Source organism: Segatella copri (genome assembly GCF_015074785.1).
Lineage (GTDB): Bacteria > Bacteroidota > Bacteroidia > Bacteroidales > Bacteroidaceae > Prevotella.
This window is the reverse complement of sequence record NZ_CP042464.1, coordinates 2607628-2623746: the sequence shown is the minus strand read 5'-3', so window position 1 is coordinate 2623746 and position 16119 is coordinate 2607628. Positions and strand designations below refer to the sequence as shown.

The 16119-nt window shown below is 46.0% G+C and carries 16 protein-coding genes; 6 read left to right on the top strand and 10 right to left on the bottom strand.

Features of this window, described 5'->3' with window-relative positions; genetic code table 11:
* Positions 1 to 16 precede the first annotated feature (16 nt).
* The 9 genes from FO447_RS10945 to FO447_RS10905 all read right to left on the bottom strand — a co-directional run bounded on the left by FO447_RS10945 (position 17) and on the right by FO447_RS10905 (position 8969).
* A complete protein-coding gene (locus tag FO447_RS10945) occupies positions 17 to 1027 on the bottom strand; it encodes an acyltransferase family protein (protein ID WP_200756329.1) in 1011 nt (336 codons plus the stop codon).
* A 64-nt stretch (positions 1028 to 1091) separates the two neighbouring features.
* Positions 1092 to 1493 carry a hypothetical protein gene (locus FO447_RS10940; RefSeq protein WP_200756327.1) on the bottom strand — a complete coding sequence of 134 codons (402 nt, stop codon included), beginning with the start codon at positions 1491 to 1493 and terminating at the stop codon, positions 1092 to 1094.
* 257 nt (positions 1494 to 1750) lie between these two features.
* Positions 1751 to 2806 carry a hypothetical protein gene (locus FO447_RS10935; protein WP_200756325.1) on the bottom strand — a complete coding sequence of 352 codons (1056 nt, stop codon included), beginning with the start codon at positions 2804 to 2806 and terminating at the stop codon, positions 1751 to 1753.
* Positions 2807 to 2939: 133 nt separating this feature from the next.
* On the bottom strand, positions 2940 to 3719 hold the full coding sequence (locus FO447_RS10930; protein ID WP_203031480.1) for a hypothetical protein: 780 nt from the start codon (positions 3717 to 3719) through the stop codon (positions 2940 to 2942).
* An 18-nt stretch (positions 3720 to 3737) separates the two neighbouring features.
* Positions 3738 to 4883, bottom strand: a complete 1146-nt coding sequence (locus FO447_RS10925) for an acyltransferase family protein (RefSeq protein WP_200756321.1) — start codon at positions 4881 to 4883, stop codon at positions 3738 to 3740.
* 2 nt (positions 4884 to 4885) lie between these two features.
* Positions 4886 to 6793 carry a phosphoethanolamine transferase gene (locus FO447_RS10920; RefSeq protein ID WP_200756319.1) on the bottom strand — a complete coding sequence of 636 codons (1908 nt, stop codon included), beginning with the start codon at positions 6791 to 6793 and terminating at the stop codon, positions 4886 to 4888.
* Positions 6794 to 6848: 55 nt separating this feature from the next.
* Positions 6849 to 7421: a nicotinate (nicotinamide) nucleotide adenylyltransferase gene (gene nadD / locus FO447_RS10915; RefSeq protein WP_200756317.1), complete on the bottom strand. Its 573-nt coding sequence runs from the start codon at positions 7419 to 7421 to the stop codon at positions 6849 to 6851.
* A gap of 3 nt (positions 7422 to 7424) precedes the next feature.
* Positions 7425 to 8000 carry a guanylate kinase gene (gene gmk / locus FO447_RS10910; RefSeq protein ID WP_144154954.1) on the bottom strand — a complete coding sequence of 192 codons (576 nt, stop codon included), beginning with the start codon at positions 7998 to 8000 and terminating at the stop codon, positions 7425 to 7427.
* Positions 8001 to 8090: 90 nt separating this feature from the next.
* Positions 8091 to 8969 (bottom strand): YicC/YloC family endoribonuclease, encoded by an 879-nt coding sequence (locus FO447_RS10905; RefSeq protein ID WP_200756315.1) that lies wholly within the window; start codon positions 8967 to 8969, stop codon positions 8091 to 8093.
* A 91-nt stretch (positions 8970 to 9060) separates the two neighbouring features.
* Here FO447_RS10905 and tsaB point away from each other — a divergent pair, with 91 nt between their 5' ends.
* The 6 genes from tsaB to rseP all read left to right on the top strand — a co-directional run bounded on the left by tsaB (position 9061) and on the right by rseP (position 14995).
* Entirely contained in the window at positions 9061 to 9753 is a 693-nt protein-coding gene (tsaB, locus tag FO447_RS10900) for a tRNA (adenosine(37)-N6)-threonylcarbamoyltransferase complex dimerization subunit type 1 TsaB (RefSeq protein ID WP_040553267.1), read from the top strand.
* Between the two features lie 29 nt (positions 9754 to 9782).
* Positions 9783 to 10382 carry a DUF4290 domain-containing protein gene (locus tag FO447_RS10895; protein ID WP_200756313.1) on the top strand — a complete coding sequence of 200 codons (600 nt, stop codon included), beginning with the start codon at positions 9783 to 9785 and terminating at the stop codon, positions 10380 to 10382.
* Positions 10383 to 10412: 30 nt separating this feature from the next.
* Positions 10413 to 11723 (top strand): UDP-N-acetylglucosamine 1-carboxyvinyltransferase, encoded by a 1311-nt coding sequence (gene murA / locus FO447_RS10890; protein ID WP_200756311.1) that lies wholly within the window; start codon positions 10413 to 10415, stop codon positions 11721 to 11723.
* Positions 11724 to 11754: 31 nt separating this feature from the next.
* Positions 11755 to 12276 (top strand): ribosome maturation factor RimM, encoded by a 522-nt coding sequence (gene rimM / locus FO447_RS10885; protein WP_117586415.1) that lies wholly within the window; start codon positions 11755 to 11757, stop codon positions 12274 to 12276.
* 87 nt (positions 12277 to 12363) lie between these two features.
* Positions 12364 to 13524 (top strand): 1-deoxy-D-xylulose-5-phosphate reductoisomerase, encoded by a 1161-nt coding sequence (locus FO447_RS10880; protein WP_200756309.1) that lies wholly within the window; start codon positions 12364 to 12366, stop codon positions 13522 to 13524.
* A gap of 88 nt (positions 13525 to 13612) precedes the next feature.
* Entirely contained in the window at positions 13613 to 14995 is a 1383-nt protein-coding gene (gene rseP, locus FO447_RS10875) for an RIP metalloprotease RseP (protein ID WP_118139800.1), read from the top strand.
* Positions 14996 to 15080: 85 nt separating this feature from the next.
* On the opposite strand, the gene FO447_RS10870 is transcribed toward rseP, so the two are convergent.
* Positions 15081 to 16031 carry a peptidoglycan DD-metalloendopeptidase family protein gene (locus tag FO447_RS10870; protein WP_200756308.1) on the bottom strand — a complete coding sequence of 317 codons (951 nt, stop codon included), beginning with the start codon at positions 16029 to 16031 and terminating at the stop codon, positions 15081 to 15083.
* Positions 16032 to 16119 lie beyond the last annotated feature (88 nt).

Genomic DNA, 16119 nt, shown 5'->3' with positions numbered 1-16119 from the left:
ATAAATAAACTCCTTTTTACTTGATAAACTTAGCTAACTCTTTAGAAATCCATCCGGCTATCTTGCTCAGAATCCATGCTGTAGGCAGGGTGATGCCTATACAGATGAAGAAGGTAGGCCAATAGCCTAAATGATATGGTTCAATGTATTTCAGAACGAAGTGGATATGTAGCAGATAACACTCCAGACTCAGCGCTCCCACAAACATGAACCCCTTGTTAAACCAGCTCGGTGTGCGGCGGAAGATGCGGTTCAGCAGCAGGATGCTGGTGATGGTAAGCGGGATATAGAGCATGCGTTCGAGGAAGAGCGGAAACATGCCGTGCTTCTCCTGTTCCAGGAAGATGCTCGCCAGCAGCGTCATCAGGAACATGAGCCATATCATCCATATCGAAGCACCGTCGAGCGTCTGTTTCTGTCTTACCATCTCACCCATGTTGATGCCGATGAAGAAGATAGGTACGCGGCTCCAGAAAATCTCCAGGTGTCCTACAGCCTGATGTATCGGGGTGACATATTGTACCAGGATGCACCACATAATCATTACCACCGGCAGCCAGCGGTAGATAGGATGGCGCTTGATGAGTTCCATGTAGGCAGGGGCAAAGAGATAGAGCATCATCGTAGCCGGTATGTACCAGAAGTTGAGCTCATCATGCAGCCAGAACCCCCAGTTGATGGTTATCTCGCCAAAGAGATAGATCCAGTTCCAGGTGCTTCCGCCCTGGAAAGAAGGGATATAGAAGAGGCAGGCTATGATGAGCCAGGTAGGGTAGATGCGCAGATAACGGCGGATGAAGAAATGCTTGGCAGAAGGATTCTTCATCCACGAGAACCAGAGACCTATTCCGCTGAGAAAGAGGAACATGTCTACACCGACATTGCCCATTCTGCGAAGCCCGAAAAAGGCATCTTCTCTAGGCAATCCCACATGAAAGAGGATGATGAACAGCATGGCTGCTCCCATCAACTCGCCGCGAAACCGGCTAATATTCGCCAGTTCTATATCTTTAATCTTCCAATTCATGCTTTTTTTTATATACTTCTGTGCAAAAATACATAAAAAAAATGATTCAACGAAAGGAAAGAAGTTATTTTTCTTGTTTGAAGATGATAAAAACGATAATTCCTAATCCGATGAGGATAGAGGCAAGTGTAATTGCTAGACATATTCCGCTGGAAAGTCCGCTGAATTTATCCAGTGTATTGTAGAAGACGATGGGGAAAGTCCATTCGGCAAGAAGGGTTATTGTCCATGGAAGTTTGTGTCCAGACTTCCATAAATATCGAAGGCATATCATTGCCAGCGCAATGCCTAAAATAATGATGCATCCCACTAAACCTCCCTGATAAAATTCCATGGCGGTCATGATGCAGAAGATATAAGCCAAACTCAATATGCCTTTGCTTTTTTCATTACTATCTTTGCCTACCAGTGTATAGGCACCCCATGCGATGAGAAGGGTCAATATAAGAACAAGAATATCTGTCATTTTCTTTGCTGTTATTATTGAGTCCACTTGAAAAAGTCCCGAATCATATTTTTTGTCTTTGTAACTTATTGACAATCAATGGCACGTTTTCGTAAAAATGACTTTTTCAAGTGGACTCATTATTCAACTTTCGCAAGTAGTCTGCTGTCCCTAAAAGGACCACAATAATAGCTGCTTCCATTTCTTTTGGATATGTCACGCTGATTGTTCACATTCACCCTTTTGGGGACTTCAGAATGTCACTTGCGAAAGTTCTGCTAATTATCTTTTATTTGTTTTTCTAGACAGTCCCAATATAAAGAACTGTTTAGACCAACGCTTAATGATGAAGAAATATCTTCTTTTTCTTTTTCATTTAAACTATGATTGTTTTGTATTAATGATGAGACATCATTTGCATAGTTGTTTATTTGTTGAGGAGATTTTTTGCTATTATTATTTATAGTCCCCTTGCAAACTTTTTTAAGCTCGTTTATATCTTCATTACTTACATTAAACGATTTTTGTAATGTTTCTGCTCCTTTTTCTAAAACATCATTGCCAGATATATTTCCTTCATAGCATGAGGATATCCATGGGGCTGAATTTTTACAGAAATTTATTAAGTCTGCCTTGTAGTCGCAATCAAGTGCAATAGTATCATTATATATTCCTTGCTGCTTAAGTAAATCTATACAATCTTTATATACTAATTCACAATCAATTTGGTTGTTTGGTAAGGAATATTTGGCGTCTTGTTTTGTTAAGGTACATAATATTTTATTGTGAATGATTCCCATGGAATCATTGTCTACATAAATATTTCCAGAATTTAAATTCAGAGATATTATGCTTGCGGATATGTTGTGTTTGGTGCAGAGATACTTTTGGGCTAAGTAAGAACATAGAATAGCACCAGTTACTTGTCCAATGCGTCTTCCTCCCCATACTCCTAAAACTGTAATTGCTGGATTACCTGTTAAACTTCCTAAGGCTCCTCCTGCCCATTTACCGCACCAGCCTCCAGCAACTTTTCCTAATTGATCGGCGATTTTGCCTCCTACAAAGTTGTTCTTTTTGAAAGTTGTCATTTCGCCTGTTATGACTGGTCTTAACTCTAGTCTAGTTAATTTTGCACATTCATTAGTTTCTTTATTACAATAAATGGCATTAATACTATCGAATGAATTCCAGAAAGCTTCTTGGTTGCTAACTCTGACATCTTTTATTAATGAAGTTGAGTTTGATACAATGTCTTCTTTGTTATTACATGATGTAAAAGTGAAGCAAATTGATGCCAAGAAAATAATTTTAATAAATAATACTTTTTTCATTTTAAAACATTTAATGGTGAATAATTTGGCGCAAAGATAACGCTTTTTCTTGGAATAAACAATAGGGCGTTATGCGGGTATATTGTTTAAGTACTTGATAGAGCGTTAGATAGAGTTTGCTGTTTTCGTTAAATCACTCCAAATTATCACAAAAATGTTTGAATGAAGTTTCCTGTTTGAGTTTTTTCAGTGTGCGAAATTTCAATTGTCGGTAGCCGTCTTTGGATAGTCCTAGAATCTTCATCACGGATTCCTTGTCTTTTCCGATTCTCCAAAGGATGCAAAGCATTTCTTCTTTTGGGGTGATTGGCTTTCCGTTTAAATGCTCAAGAAGAGTGACAAAGTCTTCGTCTATCAAACTGTAGCATTTGGTGATGTTTTCTATCTGCTGCTTGTCTAACTTGAGATCCTCTTCATTATTCAGAATATAATACAGACTTTTTAAGCCGTCACTAATGGCTGCGATGTCTTTTGTATGTTCCTTTAGTCTGTTGTTTTTGCTGGCTAGTTCTTCTTTCTGCCTGTTGATTACGGTTTGGTCTTTCTTGATAAGCAATTCCAGTTTTTGGGATACTTCAGTCAGTTTTTTGGTATAATTGTCTTTTGTTGTTGCTATTTCTGCCTGTATCTCGTTCATATCACCTTTCATTCTTCTTATCGTTAATTTTTTTTTCTGGTTCATTTGATAAGTAAAGATAATGATGTCTAACAGGGCAACAATGACGATGCTGATAATGAGGACGAGATTGGTGTTATAGCTGTGCGTGATATTAGCTATGAGACTGCTAGCGGCACCTGATAGAACACATAGCTCTTCCAGGAAATGATGATGCTCAATATAGACAATAAAGGTTATGACCATTGTTAGGGATGTAATGGTCATAACAATATTCTTATTTGATAGTGTTGACATGTTGGCTTGTCTCTTTGTTTAATATTTCGGGTTTGGAATCTTCTTCATCAGTTGGGTGAAGAGCCATGCCAGACAGATGCTCGATATGATATAGAGGAGCAGGCCGGCATAGATGTCGCCCTGACGGCTGATAGGGATGAATATCTTGCGGGTGATAGGGTGGCATACGAAGAGAGCGGCTGATATGCTGCCCATCCACTCTAATACCTTATAAATGCCTGATAACCAACTGATGTTCTGAAGAAGGTCGGCTACCAATACGCTCAGCAGACAGAAGAAGAACGGCACGAAGGTCCAGCCAACCATGCTGCCGCTCAGACTGTAAATCAGCGAGATGCAGAAGATGCAGCCAAAGAAATTGGTGATAGGCGAATGGAAGGTCATCAGAATCTTCTCGCCATAGCGGGCATAGAGGATGCCTAGACCGAATGGCAACATGCCGCCCATAAAGTTGTAGCGGTAGCGGTTCATCACTTCACTTTCAGGATTGTCAAAGCCCAGGAGGAGCTGGATGACGATGCAGATTACCATCAGTCCCGCAGTCCATCCCCAATGGCGGCGATAGAGCAGCAGACGATAGACGATGTAGAGTTGCAGCATCAGACCGAAGAACCAGTACGGACCCGGCCAGATAATGTTATCCGGATTTGGCAATACATTATTGAACATGCCCAGCATCGCAACGATGTCGAGCGCTGCATAGTGGTGAGAGCCAGGCGTGATAAGGTCGAGCATCGTGAATGCCACGAAACCTACTATCATCATCTTGAAGAGCTTCAGATAGTGATAGCGGATAAAGTGGAGCGGCTCGCGCCAGTTGATGCTTCCTGTAAGCTTCTTGCCCGAGATGCTGTACATTCTGGTCTGCTGTTCGGTAGAGAGATGAGGTTTAGCCTCATATTTCATCACCAGTCCGTAAGCACTCAGAAAGAGGAATACGGGCACACCGTAATGGCCGAAGAACGAGAGCAGGTGCACAGGCAGGTTGAGGTCCATGCTGACCATTACCTGATTCAGCCAGTCAACATTGTGCTGGAAGTATTGATACTCGTTCTCCTTGACAATAGGTCCCAGCCAATGGCAGTAGTTATGCAAGAAGATGCCGATAATGGCGAGTCCTCTCAGGGCATTGCATGCCGGGCGTGATAGAATAGCACTATTCATAATCAGTTTCTCCTTTCTTTCTTTTTTACCTTTTTACTTTCTTCCTTTTTTATCTTTTCCAAATGCGCATCACGAAGTTTGTCGTAGTCGGCTGAGTTTTTGAGGATACGTGGTCGCATCTCGTCATATTTCGGACTCAGGATGTTATATTCCTCCTTGTAGGTAGGTGTCTCAATGCCAGCTAGATACAGCAGGAGATGAGGCAGGGCATCGGTCATGAAGCGCTTGTCCTTAGCCTTGCGTATCTGACGGTAAATGTCGCGGTGGTTCCTGATATATTTTGGCGAACAGTATATCCAGAACGGAATTTCAAACTCATAGTGAGCCAGCGGCCAGTCGATTTCTGCAGAATGGTTACGGCAGATGAAGCCACGGTTCTCTTCATAGCATTCCTCGCCATGGTCGGGCACGTAGATGACGATTGCATCCTGCTTTTGGAAACGCTTTACAATCTGGGCTACGATAGAGTCGTTGTAGAGGGTGGCGTTATCGTAATGACTCAGCATCTTGCGCTGGGCATTGGTCAGTTCAGGACGTTTGTCTTCATAACTGCTTGCCCAGAACCGGGCTTGCTTCGTGCGGTAGCGCTGCTTATAGTTTACATGCTGGCCCATCAGGTGGAAGATGGTGAGGTTGTGCTCCTTCTGGAAGTTCTTCAGACTGTCATCGTAATCCTTCAGCAATCCGTCGTCCAAATCGTGGAGCTGGGTGTTGCGATGGTCAAACTGAATTTTGCTCAGTTCCGGGTTGTTCAGGAAGAAACCGCCGCTGAAGTCGTAAACAGCCTCCTTTGCCTGTGGCAGGAATTCGTTGGTGATGAAGGTTACGTTGTAGCCTGCCTTTCGGAACACTTCAGGGAAGAGCGGATAGTCGCACCATTCGCCTTTCTCGCCTACCACATGGGTAGAGAGCATGTTCTTGAAAACGAAACTGGTCAGGTTCCAGCAGGTTACCACATCGGTAAACTTGGTGAGTTTGCGCGATTTCTCCAAGGCTACCTGCTGTGGAGTAGTATCCATAAAATAGCCGTACTGCTGGGAATGATGGCGGCCGAAGCTTTCGCCGATAATCAGCACGATGTTTGGCGAGCGGTAGCTGCAGCTGTCAACCTTTACTTCGTGGGCAGCATGAATGAGTTGGGTAATCTGATGCGCAGCCAGCTGGTTGGCATAGATACTGAACTGGAGTCGGTAGACAGGCAGATAGAGTACAGCATGATCCTTTTCTGTCAGGATATGCTCTACTTCGCCTATCGTTCTACCGTTCATGAGTTTATGGTAAGCCATCTTGTTGTGCCAGGAGGTGCAGCATCCTATGATGAAGATGATGAGGCATAGGATTCCGAAACTGGCAGGCATGGCTGCAGTCATGCGGGGGATAGCCATCAGCCGTTTCTTGACAGAAGCCAACTCCAGAACGGTAATGATGAAAACGTATAGCTTGATGAGTCGCTTGCGGAAGATGGCGATGAGAATCTGGATGAGAGCCAGAAGCAGGATCCAGCCCACACTACTGAAGAGAACCTCGGCAGAGATGAGGGCTGAGAGGAAACTGCTAGCCTCCGAACTGTTGGTCTCGCCCACCAGCATCAGCATAGAAGGGTTGAGCGTAGAGCCGAAATTCACGTAGCAATAGGTGTCGGCGGCAGCTGTACTATATAATATAATGTATAGTACGGCACGCAGACCCCAGCGTACCTTCTTGGGGAAGATGGCGACAACGGCACACACAACATAGAGGTCGACAAAGACTTCCAGGAACAGGTTGTCGTATAAAGTCCCCTTGGCTGGTGTAGTCACGATAGAACTGATCATGCCCAGCAGGTACATGAACACAAAGAAGTTGGCATTTCTGCGAATCGGCGCAGAAGCCACGTTCAGACACTTCTTAATGATTTCTTTCCAACTCATTTTTTGCTGTTTGTTGTTTAAATATGATTTTAAGCGTTTTCGGAGAGAGGGATGCCTAGAGCTGTCTGTAGTTTCTGACAGCCAGTTGCTCGATGCATTCCGGCACCATTCCCCTGATGCTTTCCTCCTCTTTGATACGCTTTCTGATTTCTGTACTACTGATGTTGAGCTGTGGAGTTTCTACGATGGTAACGCCTTCTGGCACATTGCCTATGCAGGCTCCCTGGCGCGGATAAACCACGATGGGATAGTGGGCTAGGATGTCGTCGTGGTGGTACCACTTGTCGAAAGCAGCCCAGTTGTCACCACCAATCAGCAGGGTGAACTCGTTTTTGGGGTAATCCTTGCTGATGGCTTGCAGTGTGCGCCAGGTATAAGATGGCTTAGGCAGGCAGAACTCGTAGTCGCATGCCTTCAGTTGTGGCTCGTGCTCCAGCGCTTTCTCTACCATTTCCAGGCGCAGCTGGTCGTCGAGCAAGTCGGTAGCGGTCTTCTTGAATGGGTTCATGGGCGAAACCATGAACCACACCTCATCCAGGCAGACCTTCTCGCAAAGGCTTTTCGCCAATGCGATATGGCCCGTATGGATGGGGTTGAAACTACCGCCAAAGATTCCTACCTTCTTCATTTCTTACTCTGCGTCTAGGAAGGTCTTGACGAGCTGATAAACCTCCTGCTGAGCCTTCTCCAAATCATCGTTTACGACCACGTGGTCAAACTGAGGGGCAAAGGTCAGCTCATAGCTTGCCTTGGCAAGGCGCTGTTCGATAACCTCAGGCGCATCAGTATTGCGGCCAACCAGACGGCGGCGCAATTCTTCTACCGAAGGTGGCTGGACAAAGATGCTCAAGGCACGCTCGCCATAAAACTTCTTGATGTTTACACCACCCTTCACGTCAACATCGAAAATCACCGACTCGCCCTTGGCAAGCTGGTTTTCTACCTGTGACTTCAGGGTGCCGTAGAATCTGTTCTGGTAAACCTCCTCATACTCCAGGAACTCGTCAGCCTCAATCTTAGCCTTGAATTCCTCTGGAGAGAGGAAGAAATACTCTACACCATTCTGTTCTGTACCGCGCGGAGCACGAGAGGTGCAGCTGATAGAGAAAGCCAGCTTCAATTCTGGGTGCTCTTTCATCAGCCAGTTTACTATTGTGCTCTTACCGCTGCCCGATGGGGCGCTGAAAATTAACAATCCGTTCTTCATTTTACTTTGAACTTTGAATATTGAACTTTGAACTTTATGATTAGTAAAGCAAATGAATTCTTCACTTTTCACTCTTCGTTCTTCACTTTATTAAAGAGCATTCAGCACCTGCTCCTTGATCTGCTCCAGTTCGTCCTTCATCTTCACCACGATGTTCTGCATCTCAGCCTGGTTGCTCTTAGAGCCGGTGGTGTTGATTTCGCGTCCCATTTCCTGTGCGATAAAACCGAGTTTTTTTCCTACACCATGATCTTCCTCATTCATGGTCTCGCGGAAATACTTCAGGTGGTTGGCAAGGCGCTGCTTCTCCTCGCTGATGTCGAGCTTCTCGATGTAGTAGATGAGCTCCTGCTCCAGGCGGTTCTTGTCGTAATCCACATTCGGAATCTGCTGCAGGCCGTTAACAATGTTCTGTCTGATTTTCTCCACGCGAGCCTTCTCGTATGGTTCGATGCTGGCAAGGAGCGCCTGGATGTTATCCACCTTCTCTGTGAATTTCTTCTGAAGAGCGGCTCCTTCCTGCTTGCGGAAGGCTACGAGATGGTTCACAGCCTCGCAAATTGCATTTTTTGCCACTTCCCACTCCTCGTCGCTCAATTCTTCCACATCCGTCTTCGTTGTTACATCAGGAAGACGCAACAGAGTGCTGTACCAGTCGGTTGGCTCGGGAATGCCTGTTTCAGCCGAAATCTTCTTGATTTGCTGGTAATAATTCTGTACAAGTGCCGCGTTGATAGGAGTGGCATCTGTAGTAGCATCCTTATCAATCCAGATGGCGAAGTCAACCTTGCCTCTTTCTAGATTTTTAGAGATATACTGACGGATTTCCATCTCCTTCTCTCTATAGAGCGGAGCAATACGAGTAGAGAGGTCAAGCGTCTTGCTATTTAATGACTTTATCTCTACATTAATCTTCTTTGTTTTAAAGGCCGCGGTAGCTTTTCCGAAGCCTGTCATTGACTGTATCATATAATCTTTCGCGTTAAATTTCTGCAAAAGTACAAAAAAAAGCGAGAAAATGAGTATATTTGCACCTTATTTAAGAATATATTTTTTTATTATGTCGTGTATTTTGAATATTGAGACGAGTACGGACGTGTGCTCAGTGGCAATTAGTGATAGTGGACAGGTGATTTTCAACCAGGAAGATCACACTGGTCCGAACCATGCTGTTAAGTTGGGTGTGTTTGTGGATGAGGCTCTTGATTTCCTCGATTCTCATGGTCTTCCGCTGGAGGCTGTGGCGGTAAGTTGTGGTCCGGGTTCCTATACCGGATTGCGTATCGGTGTGAGTATGGCGAAGGGCATCTGTTATGGTCGCGGTGTGAAACTCATCGCTGTTCCAACACTCGAACTGATGGCAGTGCCTGTATTGCTTGGCGAACATCCTGAGGAGGAAGACGCCCTCATCGTACCTATGCTCGACGCCCGTCGCATGGAGGTATATGCCGAAGTGCTCGACCGCGCCCTGAAGGTGGTTCGCCCTATTCAGGCAGATATTGTGGATGCTGATACCTACAAGGAATATCTGGACCAGCATCATGTGTACTTCTTCGGAAATGGCGCTGCCAAGTGTATGGAGACCATCAACCATCCGAATGCTCACCTCGTAGAGGGCATTGAGCCTTTGGCTAAGAATATGGCTCCGCTGGCAGAGAAGCGTTTTGTAGAGGGCAAATTCGAAGATGTGGCATATTTCGTGCCTTTCTATCTCAAGGATTTCGTGGCTAAGATGCCAAAGAAACTGCTCTAGAATTATTGATTATATAAAATATTGTAAGAATGAATATAGAAGGATTAGACTATAATACCCAGAGAGCTAAGCTCATTCTGCCAGAGTATGGCCGTGAGATTCAGCAGATGGTAGACCATTGTCTGACGCTTACCGACCGTGAAGAGCGCCAGCGCTGTGCAGAGACCATTATTGCAGTCATGGACCGTATGTTCCCTGAGAACAGAGGGGTAGAGGACCATGAGCAGAAACTCTGGGACCAGCTTGCCATCATGAGCAATTTCCAGCTCGACATCGATTTCCCTTATGATGTATCGGATGCTGTGAAGATAGCAACCAAGCCGGAGCCTTTGCCATATCCTATGCAGCCCATCCCGGTGCGCCATTATGGAGCTATGCTCTTCGAGATTTTTGAAAAGCTGAAGACGATGGAACCAAGTGAGGAGCGCGATAAACTCGTGGAACTTACTGCCAACCAGATGCATCGCGACCTGGTAACCTGGAGCCATGGCTCCAGTGATGTAGCCAAGGTAGCTTCCGATCTGGCACGTTTTACCGATGGCAACATCCAGCTCGATCTCGATACTTTCGTTTTCGAGAAGATTGAGGCACAGCCTAAGAATGTAAATAATAATAAGAAGAAAAAGTAATCCACATTATTATATATAGTAGACAAGCTTATGGAGTCTTTCATCATAGAGGGCGGTCATCCGCTCAAAGGTACTATCACACCTCAGGGCGCCAAGAACGAGGCCCTGCAGGTTATCTGTACCACAATCCTTACCGACGAGCCTGTGCGCATCACCAACGTGCCGGACATCCTGGATGTGAACAACCTGATTAAGTTGCTCCAGGAGATAGGTGTCAAGGTAACCAAGCACAGTCGTCACGACTATACATTCCAAAGTGATGAGTTGAAACTCGATTATCTCGACAGTCTGGAGTTTGTGAAGAAATGTTCTTCTCTTCGTGGTAGTGTGCTCATGATAGGTCCGCTGCTCGGTAGATGTGGCAAGGCTACCATAGCTCAGCCGGGTGGCGATAAGATAGGTCGTCGCCGTCTGGATACCCACTTCCTGGGCTTCAAGTATCTGGGCGCCAACTTCGTTCACGATGATGAGCGTAATGTTTACCAGATACAGGCAAAGAAGCTGAAGGGCTGCTATATGTTGCTTGATGAGGCTTCGGTTACCGGTACCGCCAATATCATCATGGCATCAGTATTGGCAAAGGGCACTACCACCATTTATAATGCAGCTTGCGAACCATATATCCAGCAGCTCTGCCATCTGCTCAATGCGATGGGCGCTCAGATCAGCGGCATCGCCAGCAACCTGCTCACCATCGTGGGTGTTGATAAACTGCATGGTGCCGAGCATCGCATCTTGCCTGATATGATTGAGGTAGGTTCATTCATCGGCATGGCGGCAATGTGTGGCGAAGGTGTGCGCATCAAGAATGTGTCTGTCAAGGATTTGGGCATTATTCCTGATGCATTCCGCCGCCTGGGAGTGAAGATAAAGATAGAGAACGATGACCTTGTGATTCCAGAACAGAAACATTATGTCATCGATTCATTTATTGACGGCACCATCATGACGCTTGCCGATGCCCCTTGGCCAGGACTCACTCCTGACCTTCTTTCCGTGCTCCTCGTAGTGGCTACCCAGGCTCGTGGCAGCGTCCTCTTCCATCAGAAGATGTTCGAGAGCCGCCTCTTCTTCGTGGATAAACTGATTGATATGGGTGCGCAGATTATTCTCTGTGATCCTCACCGTGCTGTGGTGGTTGGTCATGACCATAAGATCAAACTGCGTGCTGGCAGAATGACCAGTCCTGATATCCGTGCCGGTATAGCCCTGCTGATTGCTGCCATGAGTGCCAACGGTACCAGCCGCATTGCCAATATTGCCCAGATAGACCGTGGTTATGAGGATATCGAGCATCGCCTTAATGCGCTGGGTGCCAAGATAACCCGTGTCAGTGATTAATCAATGTTAAATGTTAAATGTTGAATGTTGAATGATTAGACGCGACGAAGTATATAAGATAGGCAAGTTGGGAAAACCTCATGGCGTGAAGGGCGAGATTACTTTCGCCATTACAGATGATGTTTTCGACCGTGTAGATGCCGAGTACCTGGTACTCGACATCGATGGCATCCTCGTGCCTTTCTATTTAGAGGAATATCGTTTTAAGAACGATGAGAATGTGCTCGTGAAGTTTGAGGATATCGATACCCAGGAGCAGGCACGCAACTATACCGGTTGCGAGGTTTTCTTCCCACGTCATCTCTCTGACAGTGACGAAGAGAACATGAGCTGGGCAGAAATCATCGGTTTCCATCTGGTAGATGCCGTAAGCGGCAAGGTGGTAGGAACCATTGATCATGTAGACGATTCCACTCTCAATCTTCTTTTCGAGGTAACAACCGATGCAGGTGATGAAATCCTCATCCCTGCCAGCAACGACCTCATCGAAGAGGTGAGTGCTGAAAAGAAAGAAATCAGAATGGCAATTCCTGAGGGATTGCTAGATTTATAAAGTGAAGAGTGAAGAACGAAGAGTGAAGAATTCATTTGCTTTACTAATCATAAAGTTCTAAGTTCAAAGTTAATAATTTCAAAGTAAATGAAGAAACAACAGATATGTATTCTCGGTTCTACGGGAAGTATCGGTACACAGGCGCTTGATGTCATCGAGCAGCACAGTGACCTTTACGAGGTGTATTGCCTCACCGCCAACAACCGAGTGCAGGAACTTGCCGAGCAGGCTCGCAAGTTCCATCCGGCTGCTGTGGTCATTGCCAATGAGGCTCGTTACGAGGAGCTGAAGGATATGCTCAGTGATGAGCCTGATATCAAGGTTTATGCCGGTGCTCAGGCGCTTTGCGATATCGTACAGGCTGAGCCTATCGATATGGTGCTGGCTTCCATGGTAGGCTTCTCGGGCCTGGAACCAACCATCCATGCCATCAAGGCGCGCAAAAAGATATGTCTTGCCAACAAGGAAACGCTGGTGGTAGCGGGTGAACTGATTTGCAATCTTGCACAGGAATATCATGTGCCTATCCTCCCTGTTGACAGCGAGCATAGTGCCATCTTCCAGAGTCTGGTGGGTGAGGGTGACAACGAGGTAGAGAAGATTCTCCTGACCTGTTCGGGTGGTCCTTTCCGTAATTATACCCACGAGCAGTTGGAGAAGGTGACTGCTGCCGATGCCCTCAAGCATCCTACCTGGGATATGGGCGCCAAGATAACCATCGATTCGGCTTCGCTCATGAACAAGGGCTTCGAGGTGACAGAAGCTAAATGGCTCTTTGGGGTTCCGGCTGACAAGATTGAGGTGCTTATCCATCCACAGAGCGTTGTGCATAGTGCCGTTCAGTTTGTTGATGGTGCTGTCAAGGCTCAGTTGGGTGTGCCAGATATGCGTCTGCCTATCCAGTATGCCTTCTCTTTCCCTCAGCGTCTGCATCTGAATGGCGATCGTCTCGACCTCTTCAAGACGCAGGATTTGCAGTTCTTCAAGCCCGACTATCAGAAGTTCAAGTGCCTGCAACTGGCTTTCGATGCCATCAGAAAGGGTGGTAATATGTCATGTATCGTGAATGCTGCCAACGAGATAGTGAATGCCGGCTTCCGCAAAGGTGAGTGTGGTTTCCTTCAGATGGCTGATATCATCGAAGAGACGATGGTGAAGGCTACTTTCGATAGTAATCCCGACCTCGATGTCTATCTGCAGACCGATGCTGAGGCTCGCCGCATAGCTACGGAGCTGATGCACAAGTAATAGTTTATAGTTAATAGTTAAAATGAACGTAGGATATAGGGCTAATCATAAAGTTCAAAGTTCCAAGTTCAAAGTTCAAAGTAAATAAATGGAAGTATTTTTGATTAAAGCGTTGCAGCTGATGCTGTCGCTTTCCATCTTAGTGTTGCTCCATGAGGGTGGACACTTCTTCTTCTCCAAACTCTTTGGTGTAAGAGTGGAGAAGTTCTATCTGTTCTTCGACCCTTGGTTCCATCTTTTCGAGTTCAAGCCAAAGAATTCGGATACTACCTATGGTTTGGGATGGTTGCCGCTCGGAGGATATTGTAAGATTTCGGGTATGATAGATGAAAGTTTCGATACCGAACAGATGAAACAGCCGGAACAGCCATACGAGTTTCGCAGCAAACCGGCATGGCAGCGCCTGCTCATCATGATAGGTGGCGTGTTGGTTAACTTCGTGCTGGCTCTCTTCATCTATTCCATGATTCTGTTCCATTGGGGCGACAATTATGTGGCTACCCGCGATATGAGTTATGGTATGAAGTTCAATACCGAGGCAAAGGCATTGGGCTTCCAGGATAAGGATATTCTGGTAAGCACCGATCTGGGTGAGTTCAAGACCTTTGATGGCGATCTGTATCGTAATCTCTCTGAGGCTAAGCAGGTCAATATCATCCGTCAGGGCAAACCGGTGACGCTTAATCTGCCAGGTGATCTCGACATGCTCAGTATGATTAAGAGCAGTCCTCGCTTCGTAGATGTGTATGTACCGCTGCAGATTGATAGTGTGATGAAGGATTCACCTGCCAGCAAACTCGGTTTGACAAAGGGTGATCAGATTCTTGCTATTAATAATAAAAAGGTAGTCTCTTTCAACGAATTTCAGATTGAATTGGGCAGAGTAGAGGATGTGCTTGCTTCGGCTGAGACGCCGCAGGATAGTGCCAGAGCACTTACAGCTCAGGTTACTTATCTCAAGGCTTCTGGCGATACCGTCAAGTCGAGTGTTCTCCTGAAGTCTACCGAAGAGGGTGTGAAGTTTGGTTTCTACAATCATCCTGTCATGCTCGATTATAAGATTACTCATGTCAACTATGGCTTCTTCGAGAGTTTCCCTGCCGGCATCAAATACGGCTGGAATGTCTTGGCCGGTTATGTGGGCGATATGAAGTATGTCTTCTCTAAGGAAGGCGCCAAGAGTCTGGGTGGTTTCGGTGCGCTGGGCAGTCTCTTCCCATCTGTATGGGATTGGCATGCATTCTGGCTTATGACAGCATTCCTGAGTATCATTCTTGCTTTCATGAACATTCTTCCTATCCCTGCTCTTGATGGTGGACATGTGTTCTTCCTTCTCTATGAGATTATCACAGGTCGCAAACCGGGCGATAAGTTCATGGAGCGTGCTGAGTATATTGGTTTCGGCATACTGATTCTTCTGCTTGTCGTTGCCAACCTGAACGATGTATTGCGACTCTTCGGCATCTTGTAATGCCGGGGAATCGCGAAAATAAAGGTCTAAAAAAAGAGGGTGGTCATTAATTTATGACACACCCTCTTTTTTTGAGTTTATTCTTTTATACGTATCTGATAATCTGTCCTACACTAACCTTCTTGTCTTTGCGGTAGCCGTTGAGTCTGCAAATCTGCTCTACAGTTACGCCACGCTTTTCAGCGATAGAACTAAGCGTTTCGCCTGGCTTCACCTTGTGGTAGAGCTTCTCGTGGCCAGCAGGCAATTCGTTGTATCTTCCCGCTTCGCCGCCGTTAACCTGCTCTCTGGTGTAACCGCCGTTGCCAACCTTGCCGCGGGCAGCATTGGCATCAGCTGATTCGCTTTCGTAGGTATCACGGTTAAAACTGTAGAAGTCGCCTGTAACGTCCTGGTTGCGGAAGTCGAAGAAGAGTGCCGGGTTCAGAGCCACACCACAGAGACGGGTCTCAAAGTGGAGATGCGAACCGGTACTTCTACCCGTGTTACCACCCAAGCCAATCACATCGCCGGCTCTTACCTCTTCGCCCTCAGTAACGAGCTGCTTAGAGAGGTGACCATAGATAGTCTCCAAACCGTTGTTGTGACGAATCACGATGTACTTACCGTAACCACCACCTTCATATCTTACGATGCGAACTCTGCCTGAAAAGGCTGAGCGGATTGAGTCGCCAATATAAACCTTGATGTCCATACCTTTATGTTGGCGGCCAAAGCTAGCACGGTAACCGAAGTTACTTGTGACAACGCGACTAGGAGTTGGCATGCAGAAATGACGGAGATCGATGCGGAAGTGCTCAGGCAAGGTTGTAGCCCTGTGAGCGTACTTGTTAGAGAAATCCTCATACAGCTCGGCTGCAGGGTTCTCTCTGTCTTCAATCATTCGATAATGCGACACAGCGAGTGTGTCGAGCGATTTCATTCTGTGGTCTACAGGTGCCTGTCTTGCCAACAGATCTTGTCCGCAAACGGGAGAAACTGTTAGCGCCAACAATGCAACGACCGAAATTTTCTTTATACTCTTTTTTAAACTCATACTACTTTTTCTATTTTCTTTTTTAGGTTCGTGTCAACAGCGCAGAATCATACAAAAAACTCTGCAAAAACCACTAAGGCAAATGCCT